This is a genomic window from Shewanella atlantica (assembly GCF_003966265.1).
Classification (GTDB): Bacteria; Pseudomonadota; Gammaproteobacteria; order Enterobacterales; family Shewanellaceae; genus Shewanella; species Shewanella atlantica.
This window is the reverse complement of the sequence record NZ_RXNV01000001.1, coordinates 129447-149873: the sequence shown is the minus strand read 5'-3', so window position 1 is coordinate 149873 and position 20427 is coordinate 129447. Positions and strand designations below refer to the sequence as shown.

At 47.9% G+C, this 20427-nt stretch carries 19 protein-coding genes and 1 other annotated feature; of the genes, 11 read left to right on the top strand and 8 right to left on the bottom strand.

Annotation, left to right across the window (positions count from 1 at the left end; all coding sequences use genetic code 11):
- Positions 1–81: 81 nt before the first annotated feature.
- Together EKG39_RS00600 and nikR are read right to left on the bottom strand one after the other, a co-directional pair.
- Positions 82–2001 carry a TonB-dependent receptor plug domain-containing protein gene (locus EKG39_RS00600; RefSeq protein ID WP_126503241.1) on the bottom strand — a complete coding sequence of 640 codons (1920 nt, stop codon included), beginning with the start codon at positions 1999–2001 and terminating at the stop codon, positions 82–84.
- 225 nt (positions 2002–2226) lie between these two features.
- The gene (gene nikR, locus EKG39_RS00595) at positions 2227–2637 is read right to left on the bottom strand and encodes a nickel-responsive transcriptional regulator NikR (protein ID WP_126503240.1); all 411 of its coding nucleotides are present in this window, start codon (positions 2635–2637) and stop codon (positions 2227–2229) included.
- Positions 2638–2833: 196 nt separating this feature from the next.
- On the opposite strand from nikR, the gene EKG39_RS00590 reads away from it, so the two are divergent.
- The 6 genes from EKG39_RS00590 (at position 2834) to EKG39_RS00565 (ending at position 8967) form a co-directional block, all read left to right on the top strand.
- Positions 2834–4372 carry an ABC transporter substrate-binding protein gene (locus EKG39_RS00590; protein WP_126503237.1) on the top strand — a complete coding sequence of 513 codons (1539 nt, stop codon included), beginning with the start codon at positions 2834–2836 and terminating at the stop codon, positions 4370–4372.
- On the top strand, positions 4363–5355 hold the full coding sequence (locus EKG39_RS00585; protein ID WP_126503235.1) for an ABC transporter permease: 993 nt from the start codon (positions 4363–4365) through the stop codon (positions 5353–5355). Before EKG39_RS00590 ends, EKG39_RS00585 begins: the two co-directional genes overlap by 10 nt.
- Positions 5352–6182, top strand: coding sequence for an ABC transporter permease (locus EKG39_RS00580; protein WP_126503233.1), 831 nt, complete (start codon positions 5352–5354; stop codon positions 6180–6182). The genes EKG39_RS00585 and EKG39_RS00580 overlap by 4 nt, the downstream gene beginning before the upstream one ends.
- Entirely contained in the window at positions 6169–6885 is a 717-nt protein-coding gene (locus EKG39_RS00575; RefSeq protein WP_246028383.1) for an ATP-binding cassette domain-containing protein, read from the top strand. Before EKG39_RS00580 ends, EKG39_RS00575 begins: the two co-directional genes overlap by 14 nt.
- Positions 6869–7459, top strand: a complete 591-nt coding sequence (locus EKG39_RS00570) for an ATP-binding cassette domain-containing protein (protein WP_126503229.1) — start codon at positions 6869–6871, stop codon at positions 7457–7459. The genes EKG39_RS00575 and EKG39_RS00570 overlap by 17 nt, the downstream gene beginning before the upstream one ends.
- Positions 7460–7761: 302 nt before the next feature.
- Positions 7762–8967, top strand: coding sequence for a cyclic di-GMP phosphodiesterase (locus EKG39_RS00565; protein ID WP_126504681.1), 1206 nt, complete (start codon positions 7762–7764; stop codon positions 8965–8967).
- Between the two features lie 71 nt (positions 8968–9038).
- Here the strand turns inward: EKG39_RS00565 and trpA are convergent, their stop codons facing one another.
- From trpA to EKG39_RS00535, 6 genes are all read right to left on the bottom strand, one after another.
- Positions 9039–9857, bottom strand: a complete 819-nt coding sequence (gene trpA, locus EKG39_RS00560) for a tryptophan synthase subunit alpha (RefSeq protein WP_126503227.1) — start codon at positions 9855–9857, stop codon at positions 9039–9041.
- Positions 9844–11082, bottom strand: a complete 1239-nt coding sequence (trpB, locus tag EKG39_RS00555; RefSeq protein WP_126503225.1) for a tryptophan synthase subunit beta — start codon at positions 11080–11082, stop codon at positions 9844–9846. Before trpB ends, trpA begins: the two co-directional genes overlap by 14 nt.
- A gap of 150 nt (positions 11083–11232) precedes the next feature.
- Positions 11233–12666: a bifunctional indole-3-glycerol-phosphate synthase TrpC/phosphoribosylanthranilate isomerase TrpF gene (gene trpCF, locus EKG39_RS00550; RefSeq protein WP_126503223.1), complete on the bottom strand. Its 1434-nt coding sequence runs from the start codon at positions 12664–12666 to the stop codon at positions 11233–11235.
- Between the two features lie 2 nt (positions 12667–12668).
- Positions 12669–13727: an anthranilate phosphoribosyltransferase gene (gene trpD / locus EKG39_RS00545; protein ID WP_126503221.1), complete on the bottom strand. Its 1059-nt coding sequence runs from the start codon at positions 13725–13727 to the stop codon at positions 12669–12671.
- Positions 13724–14329, bottom strand: a complete 606-nt coding sequence (locus tag EKG39_RS00540; RefSeq protein ID WP_126503219.1) for an aminodeoxychorismate/anthranilate synthase component II — start codon at positions 14327–14329, stop codon at positions 13724–13726. The genes trpD and EKG39_RS00540 overlap by 4 nt, the downstream gene beginning before the upstream one ends.
- Positions 14326–15885 carry an anthranilate synthase component 1 gene (locus EKG39_RS00535; RefSeq protein ID WP_126503217.1) on the bottom strand — a complete coding sequence of 520 codons (1560 nt, stop codon included), beginning with the start codon at positions 15883–15885 and terminating at the stop codon, positions 14326–14328. The genes EKG39_RS00540 and EKG39_RS00535 overlap by 4 nt, the downstream gene beginning before the upstream one ends.
- 74 nt (positions 15886–15959) lie before the next feature.
- Positions 15960–16068 (bottom strand) — a sequence feature (Trp leader region).
- Positions 16069–16336: 268 nt separating this feature from the next.
- Between EKG39_RS00535 and rnm the strand changes: the two genes are divergently transcribed.
- From rnm to rluB, 5 genes are all read left to right on the top strand, one after another.
- Complete coding sequence (gene rnm / locus EKG39_RS00530; protein ID WP_126503215.1) at positions 16337–17194, top strand: RNase RNM; 858 nt, start codon at positions 16337–16339, stop codon at positions 17192–17194.
- Between the two features lie 185 nt (positions 17195–17379).
- Positions 17380–18000 (top strand): L-threonylcarbamoyladenylate synthase, encoded by a 621-nt coding sequence (locus tag EKG39_RS00525; RefSeq protein WP_126503213.1) that lies wholly within the window; start codon positions 17380–17382, stop codon positions 17998–18000.
- 126 nt (positions 18001–18126) lie between these two features.
- The gene (locus EKG39_RS00520) at positions 18127–18915 is read left to right on the top strand and encodes a segregation and condensation protein A (RefSeq protein WP_126503211.1); all 789 of its coding nucleotides are present in this window, start codon (positions 18127–18129) and stop codon (positions 18913–18915) included.
- A gap of 18 nt (positions 18916–18933) precedes the next feature.
- Positions 18934–19560: an SMC-Scp complex subunit ScpB gene (scpB, locus tag EKG39_RS00515; RefSeq protein WP_126504680.1), complete on the top strand. Its 627-nt coding sequence runs from the start codon at positions 18934–18936 to the stop codon at positions 19558–19560.
- The gene (rluB, locus tag EKG39_RS00510; protein ID WP_126503209.1) at positions 19553–20419 is read left to right on the top strand and encodes a 23S rRNA pseudouridine(2605) synthase RluB; all 867 of its coding nucleotides are present in this window, start codon (positions 19553–19555) and stop codon (positions 20417–20419) included. Before scpB ends, rluB begins: the two co-directional genes overlap by 8 nt.
- Positions 20420–20427: the final 8 nt, after the last annotated feature.

Here is a 20427-nt window from a genome sequence, read left to right as displayed (position 1 = left end):
ATAAACAGATCCCCCTAATCGAGTCCTGGCAGGTTCAGGTCTGTTTGCCCTGCCGGTTACCCGGCAAGGCCTGAAATGGAACTAGAACAGATAGCGATATTGAACCTGTAGTGTGCGGGGGGCACCCTGTGATGCGATAGGGTACTCGGCGCGGTGGCCGTGCTTGAAGATACTCTGAGTCACTTCACTATCGAAAAGGTTATCTATGGTGAATGAGATTTGCTGATTAAGATCTGAGGTTAACCAATATTGGGCACCCAGACTCGCGATAACATAGTCGCCAGCGGTTAGCCCGTAATCCAGGAATTTCCCTACATACTTTCCGCTGAGCCAGAAGTTAAGTTCATCTGATGTGTGATAATTAAGCATACTAAATCCGGTGAACTCAGGTACTCGTGAGATCTGCTCACCGGTATCCTGGCGCTCTGCATTGGCATAGCCCGCACTAAATTCAAACTCCAGATTTTCGGTAAAGTTAGTGACAAGATGAAAATCTGCGCCAAAGCTGGTGACATCTCCTGCCACATTATTGTATTGCCAGACCGCATTGCCGAGATCGGTAGCTTCAATCAGGTTATCGATATTCCGCCAAAAAGCATCGAAAGTGATATGGGTTTCTCCCTGAAAGGTGACTCCCAGGTTAATGTTCTTACTCGTTTCAGATTCGAGTTCCGGATTACCTAAGGTGCCGACTTGCGATTGTGACTCTTCAGCCGTGGGTTGGCGGTACCCATTAGCGATAGACCCTCTCAGCTGCCATTGTTGGTTCAACACATGGGTAATACCTAATGAGCCTACCCAGTGTTGGTCACTGTTTGAAATTCGGTTGAATCTTGCACCCAGGGAGAGAGCTGTATCGGGCAGTGCATTTAATGTCGGCTGGTATTGGATAAATGCAGCATAGTTGTCGTCTTTTTCAGCGACAAATTCCATCACCTCATCGGCGCCATCATACTGCTGAAACTCAACACCCGTGAGGAGCTGCGATCCTGTATCGGTAAGGTAATTTGCCGATATTGTTGCTCCCATGTCGGTAAAACCCCAGTATGAATTCCAATATGCAACTTCTGTATTTCCTTGTTTATCCTTAGTTATTTCACTGTAATGAGAGTCCCACTCTTGATAATGAACCTTGGTTTGTAGCAGCAGGTGTTCACTGGCTTGATATTGCCAGTCGAGGTAGGAGAGTTGCTGCTCTCTGTCGTTCTCGCTTAAGATTGCATTGTAAGCCAGCGGACGCTCTAGCTTTCCCTTGTTAAGTTGGGTAAATATGCTGACACTATTATTTTCGTTGGGCTGCCAGCGAAGTTTTCCGCTGAAGTTATTCATCTGATAGCCACGCTCTTTATCTAACGCGGCTGTCGGTGAGTACTCTTCATCGGCCCAGAGTTGATATCCTTCAGATTGACTGGTACTCGCGCTGATGGTGTATTGAAAGTCGCCTACTTCAGCATTGACGAAGCCGCCGGCATCATAGCTTGGCAATGAATCTGCAGATAAAGAGATCTCTCCCTGATCATGGCCTTGGTATTGCTTAGTTATAATGTTGATAACACCTGCGATGGCATCGGATCCGTAGATGGCTGCTTGTCCCCCTTTGATAACCTCAATACGCTCGATCATCATGGGGTTTATCGTGTCTGTATAGGTCGATCCATAGAGACGGTTGTTTAGCCTGTTACCATCAATCAGCCAGAGAATATCTTTCGGACGGCTGCCCTGCAAAGAGTAATCGGTATCGGTGTGACGACCCGCCCGGCCATTAGCAAAAAGCCCTGGTACAAACTGAGTTAAAATCTTATTAATGTCGACACTACCGGCTTGAACAATCATCTCCTGACTTATAATTGTCACGTCACTACCAAGAGCGACATTGTTATAAGTCCCTTCTGTTTGATATTCAATTCCATGAACCGATATTCTTTCTATTTCATCATCGGCAATAACATAGTTAGATAATAAGAGTAGAGTTATTGCATAACTGATTTTTAATTTAGACATTATAATCCCTTTAATCTGTTTGTACGTTGGATGCAGTTTGATAATATTTTTCTTGCGGATTATAGATATTTTAATGGTGACAAAATTGCGCCAGATCATTATTGAGACGTTTGATGTGAAAAAAATTACAAAAGTATTACTGGGGTGGTGTAAATAAAATAAAAGGCGGCACTATATAAATAAGTGCCACCTTTAGCATAAGCTTATTCAGGAAGTAATAATGGCTTATACAATTCCGGCTCGGCTTAGACGAGCAACCTTGACTCCCTTAAGCGCGGAGATTTGGTTAACCAGCAAGTTGACCTCAGATGCCTGGCCCTTGATGATGATGGTCTCTAAACAGTTATGGTGATCCACATGTACATGTGTGCTGCAAAGTACATGCACCAGATGATTATGCTGGATCTCGATGAGTTTCTCTGACAGTCCGCGTTGGTGGTGATCGAACACTAAGGTGAGTACGCCAACTACATCTTCCTTGCTGATATTCCACTGTTTATCGACGATCCGATCTCTGAACAGATCCCGGATATACTCGGATCGAGACTGGTAACCACGCTCTTGTTGATCTAACTCAATCTCTTTAAACAATGACTCTGGCAGGGATACGGTAAAGCGAATAGTTTCGTCGGACATAATCGATAGATACTTAAATGCTAATGTAGAGCTAGTATCCTATACATATTGTACCAATGCATTAATTGAACTGTGATCTCTGTCAAGTATGCTCGTTTTATCTTGATAAATAAGTCCTTAAGAGGAGTTGAACAGTTGTGGTGTTACGAATCTGAAAGTAGTATTACTCATCGTTTTTCAAAGGTGAGCATCATAGGTGAGAACATTACTTGTTATTATCAGTCTGTTTTATACTTTAGTTTTTGTTAATTCAGCTAGTGCTCAGCCTAATACATTAACCATAGCTTTAGGCGCCGAACCGGATAGTGGATTTGACCCGATTTATGGTTGGGGTAAGTATAATGACCCTCTATTTCAGTCTTCGCTAATAAAACGGGGTAGTAAATTAGAATTAGCCCCTGATTTAGCTTTATCCTGGACTTTATCTAAAGATAAATTGAACTGGGATATTAAATTAAGAGATGGAGTGTTATTTAGTGATGGAACTCAGTTAACGGCTGAAGATATTAAATTCACATTCGACACTGCAAAAGGTGCTGCAACTGTTCATGACTTAACTAACTTGTCTAAAGTCATTATTACCTCCAATGATTCACTATCATTTGAATTAAAAAATCCAGACATTAACTTTATTGACAATTTTATTAATCTGGGAATCGTACCCGCTCACTCTTATAATTCAGGTTATGGTCAAATGCCGGTTGGCACCGGGCCATTTGAACTGGTACGTTGGGATAGGGGGCAACAGTTAATTGTTAAAGTAAATCCCTATTATTACGGACAGAAGCCATTTTTTGAAAAACTACTCATAGTATTTAGCGATGAGGACAGCCGATATTCGCGCTTAGTGGCCGGCCAACTGGATCTGGCGGCTATAGCGCCGCGCTACGCTCAAGCTTTGCCTGCCGGCTTTAAACTCTGGAGCATAGAGTCGGTTGATAACCGTGGGATCTCCTGGCCCATGCAGAATGTTCAAACGGCTGATATAGGAAATGATGTCACAGCCCAGCTGGCTATCCGTCAGGCCATAGATAAGGTGATAGATCGCGATGTTCTCGTGGATCAGTTGCTCGATGGTCACGCAACAGTGGCATATTCAATTGCCGACGGTTTACCCTGGGGGCCAGCTGAGATCCCTATACAGAAGCCTCATGACAAGCAGCTGACTGAGGCGATAGCACTACTGGAGCAATCAGGCTGGAAGCTTATCGATAGCGTACGTCAAAAGCAGGGACTTAGGGCGAGCATGACACTCTACTACCTTGCCGGTGACAGTATTCGCGAACAGCTGGCCTTAACGGTAGCGCAGATGGTTAAGCCCTTAGGTATTGAGATACGCCCGAAAGGTGACAGTTGGGAGAACATCTATAAGCATATGCATAACCAACCTGTGTTATTTGGCTTCGGTAGCCATTCGGCCAGTGAAGTGAGATTTGTGCATCACAGTCAATATCGGGGGCGGGACTATTACAACGCGGGTTATTACGCTAATGCCGAGTTAGATGCCGTTCTCGACGGTGCCCGGCACGCAGCCTCCTGGGAGGAGTCACTGCCGTATTGGCGACAGGCTCAGGAACTTATCCGTCAGGATCTCCCCTGGACCTGGTTGGTGAACCTTCGCCATCTGTATGCCGCAAACCGCTGTCTGGATCTCGGTCATCCAGGAATTGAGCCCCACGGTCATGGGTGGCCACTCGCCAATAACATCAGTGACTGGCGCTGGACATGTCAGTAAGCTCCCCATTTTCCATCAGGTATCCATCAATGCTGGCGACAGGCTTAAGATTGGCATTGCAGCTGGTGTTAGTTATCCTCTTAGCCTATCTGCTACTGGCATGGTCACCGCTGGATCCCATAAATAGCTATTTGAATGGTAACCTTTTCGGGATCTCCGTTGAGCAGAAGGCGGCGTTAGTCTCCTCGTTAGGCCTGGATCAATCTGTGGCTCAACGCATGTGGCATTGGTTGTGTGAGCTTGTCCAGGGAAACTTGGGATTTTCACCTCTCTATCAACAGAGTGTGTTCGATATTATTAAGGAACGCCTTCCTATCTCTTTGTTGCTTATCGGCTTGAGTTGGCTTGCTTCATTGATCTTTGGCTATGCATTAGGGCTGTTGGCTGGCTTCTACCAGGGGCGTTGGCTCGATAAAATTATCCGTAACTGTGCCTGGTTAGTGGCGTGTATCCCCTCATTTTGGTTAGGCATGCTATTAATCAGCTTATTTTCTGTGGCATTGAGTTTGACGCCTGTGTGCTGCGCAGCGCCTCTCGGGATGCAGTTTAGCGAACAAAGCCTGTTGAGCATGGCTTATCATCTCCTACTTCCGGTATTGACCTTGGCTCTTGTGCATATGGCACCGATTGTGCTGCATACACGGGAAAAAGTGATCGATGTGCTCGATAGTGATTTTGTGGAATATTCACGGCTTCATGGGGACAGCAAAGCCTCAGTATTGAGTTATCACGTGATCAAAAACAGTTTATTGCCTGCCATCGTGCTGCACTTTGCCGGTTTTGCCGAGTTATTTGGTGGCTCTATTCTGGCCGAGACGGTGTTTAATTTCCCCGGATTAGGTTCGACGCTGGTGAAAGCCGGCCTGGCCAATGATACGGCGTTGTTGATGGGCTGCACCTTGATATCGGCGATTTTAGTCTTCGTTGGTAACCTGAGTGCTAACGGCCTCTCTAAGTCTCTGTTGGCCGGAGATAAAAGATGAGAAAAGCCTTTGCTCAGCCAACAGTTCTTACTCTGTCACTGTGCCTGTTAGCCTTGATTGTTTTGGCTGGTTTGTGGCCATCTTCGGGAGCTGAACTCTCTCTGCTTGATAAAAACTTGCCGCCGTCACTCAATCACCTGTTTGGTACCGACTGGCTAGGACGAGATCTCTTCAGTCGTAGCCTTAAGGCATTGCTGGCCAGCTTCTATACCGGAGGGCTTGCTGTGGCGTTAAGTTGCTCTATCGCCTTGCTGCTAGCCATGCTCGCTCAGGTCAACTGCGCCGCTCGTTGGTGTGTGGATCTGTTGGTGGATGTGTTTATGTCTTTGCCACATCTCCTGTTGCTGATCCTTCTGGCGTTGGCCTTTGGAGGAGCACAACATGGCTTAATCATGGCCATAGCCTTGAGCCACTGGCCCAGACTGACTAGGCTGCTGCGTTTCGAGATGCAGGCCATTGCCAACGCTCCCTATTTTCAATTGGCGAAACAGTTCGGTCAATCCCCCTTGACGGTGATAAGGCGTCACATGTTGCCCCATGTTATTCCGCAGTGGTTGGTGGGGGGCGTGTTACTGTTTCCCCATGCATTAACTCATATGGCAGCGCTGACCTTTTTAGGCTTCGGTCTCGATCCGGTAAACCCTTCTATGGGGGCTTTGCTATCCCAGGCTAGTCAATATCTTCTTACCGGGCATTGGTGGTTAGCCTTATGCCCGGGGGGATTATTGTTAATCAGCCTGCTTATCTTATCTTATATCGCCAATGCGTTAATTACAGCGCTGCGTAGAGGCCCTCAAACCCATGTGTCGGGAGGTGAGTTTGCTTAAGGTTAATGAGTTATCGATCTACTCGAAAGAGATGAATTTACTGTCACCACTGAGTTTCGAGCTGACTGCGGGTCAATTAACCGGAGTTATCGGTGCCAGTGGCAGTGGTAAAAGTCTGTTAGCGCAAGCTCTGCTCGGGAGTGTACCGCGGGGATTCACGCTTTCGGGGGAGGTGAGTTTACCCCAAGGTCAACGGGTCGCCATGTCGGCGCAGTCGGCAAGTGTGCTGGACCCGCTGCGCAGGGTTATCTCACAGTTAATGAGGCGTATATCTCCGGGGGCGGATAATAGAGTTTCTCAGTTACAGACAGTGAATATTAGCCGCAAGATCGCCGCCTGTTACCCCCATCAGCTCTCCGGAGGGATGGCGAAAAAGGCACTGTTGGCCCAAGCTACCTGGCAGCAGACTGACTTTGTTGTTGCCGATGAACCCTGTTGTGGCTTGGATACTTCCAGCGCGACTGAACTCTATGAGTATCTGGCAAGGCTTGCATCCGAGGAGCGCCGGGGGATACTGGTGATCAGCCATAACCTTAAGCACCTGTTGACGGTGGCCGATGATATCTTGGTGTTAAAAGAGGGGCGATTAGTGGAAAAAACGACCCCGGATAAGATACTCAAGGGGCTGTGTGCACCTTATACCTATGCGCTTTGGCAGGCCATACCCGGTAACTGGAGGAGAACAGATGCTGCAGTTGCGTAACGCCGGTTTAGAATATGGTAACACTCAAATTCGTTTTCCCGACCTCACACTTTCACCGGGCCAAAGATTGGGATTATTCGGACCCAGTGGCCTTGGAAAATCTTCGCTTGCTAAGGTGCTTGCTGGTATTGAGCCTCTGAGCCAGGGCGAATTAACCTTGCCGGACTTTGCCAAAGGGAGCGCTAATCCGGTGCAGTGGGCTATTCAGCAGAGTGAGTTTGCTTTCAATCCTCGCCTGACGATTAAGCAATCACTGCGAGAGAGTTGGAGAGGTGATGGCTTTATGGTGTTGCTCGACCTTTACGGGGTCGAACCTGGCTGGTTGAACAGGCGTCCTTCGCAGATCTCAGGAGGACAGTTGCAGCGGGTAAATTTGGTTCGTGCTTTGATCCCATCTACCGAGTACTTGATTTGCGACGAGATAACCGCGCACCTGGACATGATCACTCAGCAACAGATCTGGCAGGCTTTGGATGAGGAGGCCTATAGACGCAAACTTGGCCTGCTGGTTATCTCCCACGATGAAGATCTACTCAACCTGGTCTGTGATGACGTGCTTCATTGGACTGCATAACCAGAGTTCTGAACTAGAGTTAAACTCCCAAACAATGTCATGGTTGGCGCTGTCTTCTGCAACGCTTCTTTTCATGATTTCTTTCCATCGCTTCCTTCCAAGACTCCTTCCCAAGGTTTCCTGCCAAAGGGAGTGCTATATGCCAGCGGGTATATTATCGGGCAAGTTCTCAAATTTTGAATGACGTATAATCGATTACTTGAATTTTGTTGGTTTTTTGAACCATACTGATATGGACCGGTCCTTTATTTTGGCTTTGTTTGAGGTTGGACAATGATGATGGTGAAATGGAGCTTCGATTTATGATTGTTGAGCGGGATATCTCCAAAGTCCGTGTTGGCATGTATGTCCTGGAAATTACCTGGCCGAAAGAAAAGTTTCATCTGGTCAAGGCTCACTGGCTTGAGAGTGAGGGCATCATCGATGGATTAAAAAGAAAAGGAATAGAAAAAGTCCTCATCGACACCAGCAAGACCAAGGTGATGGCTAAAATCGATAAACCGAGTACCGCTCCCTCCCAGCGCCAAGTTCTCAGACATAAATCCAGTTGGTCAGATCAGCGTTTTCAGCAAGAAGTGATTAAGGCCAAGCGAGTGTTCGACAGATCTAAGGATATTCAAAAACAACTGTTTCACGATGCTCAAAATGGCTGTCCTCTGGATTTGGGGCCAGTGAGCGACATCACCGATGAATCTATCGATCTTATCTTCGATAATCCGGACGCACTTGCCTGTGTCATCAATATTCGCCATAAAGATGAGTATCTGCTTGAACACTCAGTGGCTGTATCCGTACTCATCACCATCTTCGGTTTTTATCTCAAAATTGAAAAGGAGACAGTGAGAAAGCTAGCGGTGGGAGGCTTTCTGCATGATGTCGGTAAGATCATGATCCCCGATAACATCTTAAATAAACCGGGAAAGCTGACCGATGATGAATTTGAGGTGATGAAATCCCACGCTCAACACTCTATCGATACCATAGAAAGAACGCCGGAGATCAGTGAGCTGAGCCTGGAAGTGGCGAGGCTTCATCATGAAAAGCTCAATGGTGGCGGTTATCCTAATGGTGTTTCAGCCATCGATATTTCAATCTATGGGCGTATGATCTCTATCTGCGATATTTTCGATGCCTTGACCTCGAACCGTTGTTATAAGCAGGGGTATCCACAGGTGAAGGCGTTCAATATTTTACGCGCGTTGGCAAAGAACAATGAGTTAGATGATGAGTTGGTCGATCATTTTATCAAGTGCATGGGTGTTTACCCGGTGGGTGCATTGGTGGAGTTAGACTCGAACAGACTGGCCATCGTCGAGAGCCATAACCTTGAAGATCCTATCCGGCCGAGAGTGAAGCCATTTTACTGTTTGCACCCCAACCATTTTGAAGTCGATAAAGATATCGATCTAGCCTCGACTACGGAAGAGTTAATCGTTAAGTGTGTCACGGCCGATGATTACGATCTCGATATGGATCAGATCATCGCGTACCTGGCCAAAGAGGGTTAAATTCATTCATACATAGAAGAAAAAATAGCGCCAAAAAGGCGCTATTTTTTTGCCGGAACAACCAGAGTTAACTAGGTAGCCGCCTTCATATTACGGGTGAATTCAGCCAGCTTAGCTAACAGGGCTTTTTCATCATCTTTGTTCGCTTCGATAATTTTGACCACGGCCGAGCCGGATATTGCACCTGCGGCGCCAGCCTGTATGGCATCCTTCACCTGAGCAGGTTCGGCAATACCGAAACCAAGCAGTGGCGGCGCGCCATCGAACTCTTTTAAGCGATTCAGAATATCACTTATGGGCATTCCTGCCTTAGATTCGGTACCGGTAACGCCCGCACGGGACAGGAGGTAGGTATAACCTTCACCTTTTTCACTGACAAGTTTAAGGGTTTCACTGTCTGCATTAGGCGGTGCGATAAAGATAGGTGCAATGCCATGCTTTTTAGCCGACAAGATAAATGGCTCGGCCTCTTCAACAGGCACGTCGGCGATCAATACCGAGTCGACACCGGCAGCATTGGCTCTTGCATAAAAGGCATCGACACCGTTGGCGTACACTAAGTTGGCGTATAACAGCAGGCCAATGGGGAGATCCGGATATTTAGCCCTAATGGCATTAAGCATGTCGAAGCATTGCGTCGGAGTCGTACCTGCATCGAGTGCGCGTAGATTTGCGCCTTGAATGACGGGACCATCGGCTAAAGGGTCTGAAAACGGGAAGCCCAGCTCGAGTGCATCGGCGCCGTTTTCTACTAAGGTATCGATAATCTTCAATGACAGTTCAGGGCTTGGATCGCCTAAGGTGACAAAGGGAACAAATGCGCCTTGATTCTTAGCTTTTAGTGCGGCAAACGCTGCCTGATAACGGCCTGCTTGTTTAGATTCGGTCATCGCCGCTCTCCTTGTTACCTTCTATACCAGTATCTTGCTTCTCAACTTCTTGTTTTTCCAGGATGTCAGCGACGGTAAAGATATCTTTGTCGCCGCGGCCCGATAGGTTAACCACAAGCAAGGTCTCTTTCGTTGCCTCTTTTGCCAACTTGATAGCGTAGGCCAAAGCATGGGCCGATTCGAGCGCCGGAATTATCCCTTCGCTGCGAGCCAGTAACTGGAAGGCCTCTAATGCCTCTTGATCGGTTGCGGACTCGTAGGTCGCCCGGCCAGTGGCAGCGAGATGCGCATGCTGTGGGCCAACTGAAGGGAAATCGAGGCCGGCAGATATCGAGTAGGACTCTTCGATCTGTCCTTCGCCGTCTTGCATCAGTGGAGCCTTCATACCGAAAAAGATCCCGGTCTTACCGTGTTTGAGTGGCGCGCCATGCATAGGAGTATCGATGCCGAGTCCCGCAGGTTCAACACCGATAAGCTTAACTGACTCCTCTTCGATAAAGTCCGCAAACATACCGATAGCGTTTGAACCTCCACCAACACAGGCGATAACCGCATCGGGCAATCTGCCTTCACGCTCTAAAATCTGCCTCTTGGTCTCTTCACCAATCATACGTTGAAATTCGCGTACGATAGTCGGGAACGGGTGAGGACCTGCCGCTGTACCTAATAGGTAGTGGGCTTTATCGTAGCTGCCGGACCAGTCACGCATCGCTTCATTGCAGGCATCTTTTAACGTAGCAGAACCCGAGGTGACAGGGATCACTTCGGCGCCCATAAGCTTCATTCTAAATACGTTAGGTGACTGACGTTCGACATCTTTTGCGCCCATATAGACTTTACATTTCAGGTCTAAAAGTGCACAAGCGAGGGCGGTGGCTACACCGTGTTGCCCGGCGCCGGTTTCGGCAATGATCTCTTTTTTCCCCATACGTTTCGCAAGTAGGGCCTGACCTAAAACCTGATTGGTCTTGTGTGCGCCGCCGTGAAGCAGGTCTTCGCGTTTTAGGTAGATTTTGACCAGAGGGTTCGGGCTCAAATTACGCGTGAGCGTCAGTGCGGTTGGGCGGCCTGCATAATTTTTTAGCAGATCACTAAACTCGGCTTTAAACGTTTCATCCTCTTGAGCCTCGACAAAGGCGGTCTCGAGTTGCTTGAGGGCCGGCATCAATATCTGCGGGACATACATGCCACCGTATTCGCCGAAGTAGGGGTCGAGCTTGGTCATAATATAATTCCTAATTTCGGTTCAAAATACCTCTGGTTATTGGACTCGACCTTGATGTCGAGTCCAATTCCTTGAGCTAATGTTGACCATAATTTCTAAAGTTAAAAATTCTGTTTAAAATTCTATTTTTGATATTAGTACTGTCAGATGTTAATACTGTCTCAGAGCACTAAACGCTGTCGCTATTTTTTCGTGATCTTTAATGCCCGGTGCGCTTTCCAGTCCGGAGTTAAAGTCCAGTCCATAAAAGCCTTGTTGACTCGCCTCTAACGCCAGCTCCGCACTTAAGCCACCGGCTAACATGGCCGCTTGTTTATTCGGTAGTGCCTGCTGCCAGTTGAAGGTCAGGCCGGTGCCGCCAAACTGTGATACACCGGATTTACTGCTCTTACTGTCGAACAATACCCGGTCCACGTTTGCGGGCACCGTGATTGTGCTTTGGTTCTCCACATCGGCATTGACGGCGACCGCCTTCCAGATCTGTGCATTACAGGTCATGCTGCTCAGTGCTGCTCTGACCTGGTCGATCTCATATTCAGACTCTCCACCATGGAGTTGTACGGCAAAGAGATTGAGCTGGTTTGCTATCTTGGCGATGGTTTGCGGCTGTTCATTAACGAAGACACCAACGAAATTAAGTCCGGGTCCGGTGGCTCTGTGGTGCTCGAGGAGCTCGGTGGCGCGCTCAAGGCTAATTCCACGGGGAGATTTTGGGTAGAAAATCAAACCGCCATAGACAGCCCCCGAGTTTGCAACGGCTTGGATATCTTCGCTACGTGTCAGACCGCACACTTTATTATGGCCCAGGGTGAGGGTGCGGCAGGCAAGATCCAGATCCTCTTCGGCCATCAAAGAGCTGCCCACTAAGAAGCCATCGACCAGGGGACTCAAACGACGGACCTGCGCCTGATTGTAGATGCCTGATTCGCTGATGACGACTCTGTCGGCAGGGATGTGGGGCGCCAAAGCTTCGGTGGTGGCTAAATCAGTTGAAAGGTCGCGCAAATTTCGATTGTTGATGCCGATTATCGCCGCATTCAGGGCGATAGCGCGTTCAAGTTCCTGCTCGTTACTCACCTCGGTGAGCATATCCAGCTGGTATTTTTCGGCCTCAGCGGCCAATATGCGATATTGCTCGTCATCGAGTACGGACAGCATCAACAAGATGGCATCTGCACCCTGATGTGCGGCGAGCTTAACCTGATAGGTATCGATGAAGAAGTCTTTACACAAGATTGGCTGTTTAACGCGGGCGCGTACCTTGGGGATATAATCCATATCACCCTGAAAAAATTTCTCGTCGGTAAGTACGGAGATCCCGGCGGCATATTCGTTGTAGACATCGGCTATCGCTTCGACGTCGAAGTTTTCACGAATGAGTCCCTTGGAAGGGCTGGCCTTCTTACACTCGAAAATAAATCTGGCATTGGGGGCTTTCAGGGCTTCGTACAGGCTACGGTCGGAGATCTTTGGCTCGAGCATCGCTTCCGGAAAACGTAATTTCAGTGCTTCCATGTGTGCCGCTTTGGTATCAACAATTTTGGTTAGCACGTTACTTTCTTTTGTTGTGGATGAACTGCTCACGGTTATGCTCCGACTTTTGCTTGGTTAGCGCTTGCACTGGCAAGCCGCTCAAGAAGTGTATAGGCCTTGGTGCCGGCTATCGTGTCCAGTGCCAGTGACGTACCCGATTTGACGCTATCACACACGCCTGAAATGTACAGTGCGCAGCCCGCATTAACCGCGACCGCGTTGGTATGCGGCGTCTGACCTTGACCCTGTAAGATTGCGCGGGTGAACTCGGCATTTTCTTCGGGTGTTCCGCCCTCTAACTCTTTCAGTTTGGCCTTGGGCACGCCTAGTATCTCTGGCGTTAAAGTGTAATGTACCAGCTTGCCGTCTGTGAGCTCACAGACTGAAGTATTGCCATGGACTGCGACTTCGTCCAGTCCACTGCCATGCACGACCATGGCGCGTTTCATGCCCAGCGCTTTGAGTACTTCTGCAATAGGTTGAACCAACTCCTCGCTGTAAACGCCGAGCAGTATGTAGTCCGGATGGGCGGGGTTGATGAGTGGCCCCAGGACATTGAACAGGGTGCGGGTTTTGAGTGCCTGTCTGACGGGAACCGCGTGGCGAACCCCGCCGTGGTAATGAGGTGCGAACAGGAAGCAGAGACCGAGTTCATCTAAGCAATCGCGGGCGGTCTGTGGCGCCATGGTAAGGTCGATACCAAATTGTGCCAGCAGATCAGATGAACCTGATTTACTCGAGACACTACGATTGCCATGTTTAGCCACTTTCGCACCGGATGCGGCTGCAACGAAGGCTGCCGTTGTGGAGATATTGATGGTGTTATGGCCATCGCCTCCGGTACCGACAATATCGACGATTCCCTGTTTTCGAGTCGTTTCACTTGGACTTGGGAATGCCTTTGCCGCCGATATAAGCGCATCTGCTGCGCCGGAGATCTCATCTATGGTTTCGCCGCGCATTTTCATGGCGACTAACATGCCTGCCATTGCCGCTTCGCTCATATCACCATTAATAATGCAGCTGAACAGTTGCTTGGCTTCGCTGCGTGAGACACTCTCACCTCGATACAATTTGTCGATGAGTGGTTGTAAATCTGTGCTGTCGCTCATGCGTCGGCTCCCTCTTTTGCTTCAGTGCAAGTTAGATAATTAAGCGTTTGGATCAGCAGCTGACTGCCAAGGGTGGTGAGTATCGATTCCGGATGGAACTGAAAACCGACCGCTTTGTATTGTCGATGGGAGATGGCCATGGGCATATCTTCCGTTGTTGCGATCACATCGAGGCAGTCAGGAACTTGAGTCGCGACTAGGCTGTGATAGCGAGCGACGGGTAGCGGAGATGGTAGACCTTGAAATACCCCCTCATTTCGATGATATGTCGGACTTGCTTTACCGTGAACAACCTGTGGCGCGCGTTCGACCTTGCCACCGAAATGTTCAATCATCGCCTGATGGCCCAGGCAGATACCTAACATTGGGACTTTACCTGCAACTTTTGCTACCAGCTCCATCAGGCAACCCGCTTCATGTGGGGCTCCAGGTCCGGGGGATAGCACAAGTGCGGCCCTATCTGCTTCGCTGAGAATTTTGCCTGCAATAAAGTCTGCATCGACATCGTTACGGTAGATGACAACCTCAAAGCCCAGGCTTCTGAATTGGTCGACCAGGTTATAGGTGAACGAGTCGAAGTTATCGAGTAAGTATAGTTTCATTGTCCGCCTCCTAGTTTGATTGCTGATATAACGGCCTGCGCTTTTTGACGGGTTTCATCGGCTTCTGCTTGTGGGTCGGAGTCAAATACGACGCCGGCTCCTGCCTGAATGTAGGCAGTACCATCTTTGACAAATGCAGAGCGGATGACGATACAGGTATCCATATCTCCCAGACCGTTAACGTAGCCAACGGCTCCGCCATAGCTGCCACGGCGCGCTTTTTCGGCGCCGCGGATCAACTGTGCTGCACTTACTTTCGGCGCGCCGGTCAGTGTGCCCATGTTCATGCAGGCCTGATAGGCGTGTAGCGCATCGAGATCGTGTCTAAGTTGGCCGGTAACGCGACTGACTAAATGCATGACATGAGAGTAACGGTCGACCTTTAACAGCTCGGCCACTTTACGTGAGCCACTTTGACTGATCCTGGCCACATCATTGCGCGCCAAGTCGACCAGCATGAGGTGCTCCGATAACTCTTTCTTGTCCAGGCGAAGCTCTAACTCTATACGGCTGTCCAGATCGAAATCTATCTCGCCATCGGCCGTTTTCCCGCGTTTTCGGGTCCCGGCAATAGGGTAGATCTCCACTTGATTGGTTTGAGCCTCATATTTGAGCGCGCTTTCCGGAGAAGCGCCGAACAGGGTGAAGTCCTCACCCCTGAAATAGAACATATAGGGACTTGGGTTGGTTTGTCTCAGCGCGCGATATGCCCCTATTGTGCTGGGGCAGGGGAGGCTAAAGCTGCGTGACGGCACTACCTGAAAAATGTCGCCGGCGACAATGTGCGATTTCAGCTCATTAACCGTTGCTTTAAATGATTCATCGCTGATGTTGACCTGGGTCTGTGCATCCAGGGTGATTAATTCATCAATCTTGCTCTCTTGTAATGACATCGTTTGCAGCGATTGTACTCTTTGCTCCAGCACAGTGGAATATTGTGAAGAGGGGAGCTGTTCAACTGCGTTGAATTGATGGGTGACGATGTCGGCTTGTTGCTGTTGATGATCGATTAAAATGAGTGTTTCAGCGAGATAAAACAGATAATCGGGGCAGGTGTTATCACCTTGAGGAACCTGAGGAAGCGGCTCTACGGTATCGATGAGATCATAGGCCAGTACACCTCCTAAGAACAGGTCTTCAAAAGCGGGGGTGTCGCCGCAATCTATCTCTTTGATTAATGCCCTGAGACCATCGAGAGGAGAGGTGGATTTTAGTCTGGCATCTTCATCGAGTTGAGCGGCCTCTTTACTCAGGGTTAGGGTTAATATGCCTGCCTCTAAGTGCGACTCTGCCCCATGGAAGAAGTGTTGAATGCCGCTAAGAAGCTCAACACCATTTTCGCTCAAGGCGGTGAAGGTCAGTCGATAACTATCGCAACGGATCATCATGGCAGCGTGTGTCATCACAATGCTTTTAAGATGGTCTTTGCTATCTATCTCTGCCGATTCGAGCAGCATAGTATGTGGTGCGTCTTGGGTAAGATGCTGATACAAGCGGAGGGGATCGGCATGATAGGTGATCCTCTCTTTACTCGTCTTTACTTGAGCTATCTTCATCTGGTCTCTCGCTTTTTAATAGTTTTTTATCGCATTAGAGGCTGCTTAGCTAATCTTGGTACTAAATTTCATGTACAAAAAAGCCCGCAATCTATGCGGGCTTCTTGTTGAATCTTGTCTCTTTTACATGAGCACAGAGTTTCACACCACCCGCTAAGTTGGGAAGTGCCACCACCAATTAATGCTTTGTGCTTGTGAAAATGTGTTCATTCGAACCCTTCAATAAGATCATGTAAAATTAATACTTAAAGAGAGCGATTGTCTCTCAAGTGGTTATATAAAAGCATTTGCGGGTGAACCCTGTCAATTGAATATTGTTAATTTTTACATTTTTGATCAGAATTCATGATTATCATTGAGATTATTGCCTTATTGGGGATAGATGGGAGTGAATTAAGTGATTAGTCATGTTTATTCCCCTTTTGGTAATAAACTCAAGTAGAATAAGCTAATGACAGATGAAATTTTATTGGCGGATCTTCACAGCCACACGACAGCGTCCGATGGGCAACTGACTCCTTCTGAGTTAATCGAAAGAGCTATTGGTAATGGTGTCGAGATGTTTGCAATCACCGATCACGATACCATTGCAGGTTTAGCCGAAGCGCATAGCTATAACACGCGTCATGAAACCCCTCTGAAGTTAATCAATGGTGTTGAGATCTCTACCCGTTGGCATAACCATGACATCCATGTTGTGGGCCTTAATGTTAACCTTGAAGATATTCAACTCGATGATTTTTTGAAAAATCAACGTAATCTGCGTGAGCTGAGAGCGAAAGAGATTGGAGCGCGGCTTGGCAAAGCGGGTATAGAAGGCGCTTATGAAGGAGCTAAGGCTTTAGCGGGCGATGCGGCATTGAGTCGTGGCCATTACGCTCGATGGCTAGCCGAAAAGGGTTATGCCACCAGTATGGCTAATGTGTTTAAGAAATATTTAGCTCGTGGGAAAACAGGGTATGTGCCCAATAATTGGTCGGATATGGCTACGGCTATTGAGATCATTCACCGCGCCGGTGGCGTTGCTGTCTTGGCACACCCCAGTGGCTATAAACTCTCGGCTAAGTGGGTTAAACGTTTGGTTAGGGAGTTTAAAGAGGCCCATGGTGACGCCATGGAGGTGGTGGTCAGTCAGCAAACGCTGGAAGATAGAAACAACCTGATTGCACTAAGCCTTAAAAATGAATTGTTCGCCTCTCTTGGGAGTGATTTCCACTTTCCCGGTAGCTGGACTGAGTTGGGAAAAAATATGTTCCAACCTAAAGGTGTCAATTGGGTTTGGCAAATGGATAATTGGGTAAAAGCTTAACATTATTGGATGTCATTACTCGTTATAATATTGCTCATTTGAGCAGGCAACCTAGTGTTTTTTATGTTAATGATGAGAAAATAAACAGCCCAAGGAGAGCCTGAATTCTGTGGACCGCAGAGGCTCCCGGCTAAATGCAGCTCTTTGTGTAGAGCTTGCCAAATGGATAATTGGATGGAAGTGAGATGAGTCAGTTTTTTTACGTACATGAAGAGAACCCGCAGGCGCGATTAATTAATCAAGCGGTGAATGCCATTAAAAATGGTGGCGTCATAGTTTATCCTACAGACTCTGGCTATGCGCTGGGCTGTTTATTGGGTGAGAAGGATGCAATGAGCAAAATTGCACGCATCCGTCAGATTGATAACGATCATAATTTTTCTCTTATGTGCCGTGACCAATCTGAACTGGCGACCTATGCCAGAGTCGATAATCAAGCCTATCGGGTGCTGAAGCAGAATACCCCGGGTCCTTATACGTTTATTTTTAAGGCCAGTAAGGAAGTACCTAAGCGCCTGCAAAATCCCAAGAAGAAAACTATCGGGATCAGGGTGCCTGACAATGTTATTGCCCTCGCGCTACTGGAGGCGTTAGATGCCCCTCTGATGTCGACCAGTCTTATCTTGCCCGGGGAAGAGTTTACCGAATCGGATCCTGAACATATTCGCGATATATTGGAGCATCAGGTGGATGTGATCATTCATGGTGGTTATTTAGGAGAGAAGCCCACCACAGTTATTGATATGTCCGAAGGGGATATTGAGGTGCTGCGTGAGGGTGCCGGGGATGTGACTCCCTTTATATAAGGCTGTGCATTACCTGCCTAACAAGGTATAATCGCGCGCTTTCGCGGATTTGGAGCCATAACGCAGAATCTGCGTGGTTTAATCCGGGTTAGCCTATATGAATTATTGATACGCCGAGGACAGTGGATGCAAGGGACTCAAAAAAGTTTACCCTTGGCTATTGTCAGAGGTGAGCCGGTAAAGCAATTACCGGCGGATCTATTTATACCGCCTGAAGCGCTTGAAGTTTTTCTTGAGTCTTTCGAAGGCCCCTTAGATCTTCTCTTATATCTGATCCGCAAACAGAAGCTAGATGTGGTTGAACTTCCTATCTGGCCTGTGACCGAGCAATATTTAGAATATATTAATCTTCTTCAGGGTAGCAGGGTTGAACTGGCTGCCGATTATTTAGTGATGGCTGCAACCTTAGCCGAGATTAAGTCTCGATTATTGTTACCAAGGCCGGAATTAGAAGATGAGGATGAAGAAGACCCCCGGGCTCAGTTGATACGTCAGCTAAAGGCCTATGAAGTCATCAAGGAAGCACAGGAACGGTTGGATGACCTCCCTCGTCTCGAAAGAGATGTGTTTCAGGCTAAAGCGACACCTGCAGATAATATCAAACCGGTATTACTGCCGCCTCAAGTGTCTTTGACCGATATTGCCCGAGCTTTTGGTTCTGTTCTGAAAAGGATCGAAGCGACTGAGCATCATCATGTGAAGCGTGAGGTGTTGTCTACGCGAGAGCGGATGAGTCAAATATTAGCCATGCTTGATGGTGAGGAGTACCTCCCGTTTGAAGCGCTGTTTGATGTCAATGAGGGGAGAAGTGGTGTCGTTGTGAGCTTTTTGGCTTTGATGGAGTTGATAAAAGAGCTTTTAGTCGACTTAAGGCAGAGTGAACCATTTTCAACCATATATGTTAAGGCGTATTGATTGAGTCAGAAAAAACAGCTGCAGATAAATCCGGATCAGCTTAAACAACTTATCGAGGCGAGCCTATTTGTTATGGGTAAATCGGTCTCGATTAAAAGTTTGAAAGAGACGGTTTTAGTCAACTTTAATGTATCAAGAGCTAAGATTAAATTAGCAATTGAAGAGTTGCAGCAAGACTACCAAGGTAGAGGCATAGAGTTAGTGAGCGTAGCGGGGGGATATCGATTTCAATCGATTGAATCCCTGAGTCCTTTTCTTCAACCCTTATGGCAGGAAAAGGCGCCTAAGTACACACGTGCAACATTGGAAACCTTGGCAGTGATAGCCTATCGCCAACCTGTGACACGTGGCGATATAGAGTTTGTTCGTGGTGTGGCGGTGAGTAGTCATACCATAAAAAGTTTAGCCGACAGGCAGTGGATAAGAATGGTGGGGCATAAAGAGGTGCCGGGAAGACCCGCGCTTTATGCGACTACGACAGAATTTTTAGCCTACTTTGGCTTAGATACCATAGCGGACTTACCACCGCTGACGGATACTGAGTCACTAGCGGCCCTATTTTCTGATGTGAATTCTCTCGAGAAAACACAAGAAGAGGTTGGGCCTGAAGATACACAAAACATAGAAGAGTCTACTAATGAGTGAAAAATTGCAGAAAGTCTTGGCCCGTGCAGGCCATGGCTCCCGTCGTGAGATGGAGGCATGGATTGCTGCAGGTCGAATTAGTATAGATGGTGAAATCGCCAGTCTTGGTGACAGAATAGAAGCCGATGCGAAAGTTCGTATTGATGGCCGTGCTATCTCAATTAAGTCCGAAGAAGATATCGTTTGCCGGGTGATTGCTTATCATAAACCGGAAGGTGAGATCTGTAGTCGTAAAGACCCTGAAGGTCGTCCAACAGTTTTCGACCGCCTGCCTAAAACTCGTGATTCACGTTGGGTTGCAGTGGGTCGATTGGATATCAATACCTCTGGCTTATTGCTGTTTACCTCTGACGGTGAGTTGGCAAACCGTTTGATGCACCCATCGAATGAAGTTGAGCGTGAATACGCCGTGCGTACCTTCGGTGAAGTGAATGATGCCTGTATCCAACACCTTCGTATGGGAGTTACCCTCGAAGATGGTCCTGCAAACTTTGATAAAGTCAAAGCTGCCGGTGGTGAGGGGATGAACAAGTGGTGGCACGTGACGCTTTCTGAAGGACGTAATCGCGAAGTTCGTCGTTTATGGGAATCTCAAGAAGTACAAGTCAGCCGCCTTATTCGTATCCGCTACGGTAGTATCGAGTTGCCTAAATCACTGCCTCGTGGTGGTTGGATTGAGTTGACGCTGGAACAGGTCAATTACTTGAGAAAAACCGCAGGTATGGAGAACGAAAATCGCACCTTGATGGGTACCGATAAGCATAGCGTCGCGCGTGCTAAGGTGAAGAGCGCTAAGATTAAACGTGCAGTACATAAGCATAAAGCTACTGCTGGTAAGAATACTCGTCAACGCAGTTAAGTTAACCG

What these genes read in the sequence shown, in the direction of transcription:
- trpB (WP_126503225.1), bottom strand. Translation starts at nt 11,082, where the DNA reads ATGACCAAGCTCGACCCCTACTTCGGCGAATACGGTGGCATGTATGTC.
- EKG39_RS00585 (WP_126503235.1), top strand. Translation starts at nt 4,363, where the DNA reads ATGTCAGTAAGCTCCCCATTTTCCATCAGGTATCCATCAATGCTGGCG.
- EKG39_RS00570 (WP_126503229.1), top strand. Translation starts at nt 6,869, where the DNA reads ATGCTGCAGTTGCGTAACGCCGGTTTAGAATATGGTAACACTCAAATT.
- nikR (WP_126503240.1), bottom strand. Translation starts at nt 2,637, where the DNA reads ATGTCCGACGAAACTATTCGCTTTACCGTATCCCTGCCAGAGTCATTG.
- EKG39_RS00520 (WP_126503211.1), top strand. Translation starts at nt 18,127, where the DNA reads ATGCAAGGGACTCAAAAAAGTTTACCCTTGGCTATTGTCAGAGGTGAG.
- trpD (WP_126503221.1), bottom strand. Translation starts at nt 13,727, where the DNA reads ATGAGCGACAGCACAGATTTACAACCACTCATCGACAAATTGTATCGA.
- EKG39_RS00535 (WP_126503217.1), bottom strand. Translation starts at nt 15,885, where the DNA reads ATGAAGATAGCTCAAGTAAAGACGAGTAAAGAGAGGATCACCTATCAT.
- rluB (WP_126503209.1), top strand. Translation starts at nt 19,553, where the DNA reads ATGAGTGAAAAATTGCAGAAAGTCTTGGCCCGTGCAGGCCATGGCTCC.
- trpA (WP_126503227.1), bottom strand. Translation starts at nt 9,857, where the DNA reads ATGACCGAATCTAAACAAGCAGGCCGTTATCAGGCAGCGTTTGCCGCA.
- EKG39_RS00525 (WP_126503213.1), top strand. Translation starts at nt 17,380, where the DNA reads ATGAGTCAGTTTTTTTACGTACATGAAGAGAACCCGCAGGCGCGATTA.
- rnm (WP_126503215.1), top strand. Translation starts at nt 16,337, where the DNA reads ATGACAGATGAAATTTTATTGGCGGATCTTCACAGCCACACGACAGCG.
- EKG39_RS00565 (WP_126504681.1), top strand. Translation starts at nt 7,762, where the DNA reads ATGATTGTTGAGCGGGATATCTCCAAAGTCCGTGTTGGCATGTATGTC.
- EKG39_RS00540 (WP_126503219.1), bottom strand. Translation starts at nt 14,329, where the DNA reads ATGAAACTATACTTACTCGATAACTTCGACTCGTTCACCTATAACCTG.
- EKG39_RS00580 (WP_126503233.1), top strand. Translation starts at nt 5,352, where the DNA reads ATGAGAAAAGCCTTTGCTCAGCCAACAGTTCTTACTCTGTCACTGTGC.
- EKG39_RS00600 (WP_126503241.1), bottom strand. Translation starts at nt 2,001, where the DNA reads ATGTCTAAATTAAAAATCAGTTATGCAATAACTCTACTCTTATTATCT.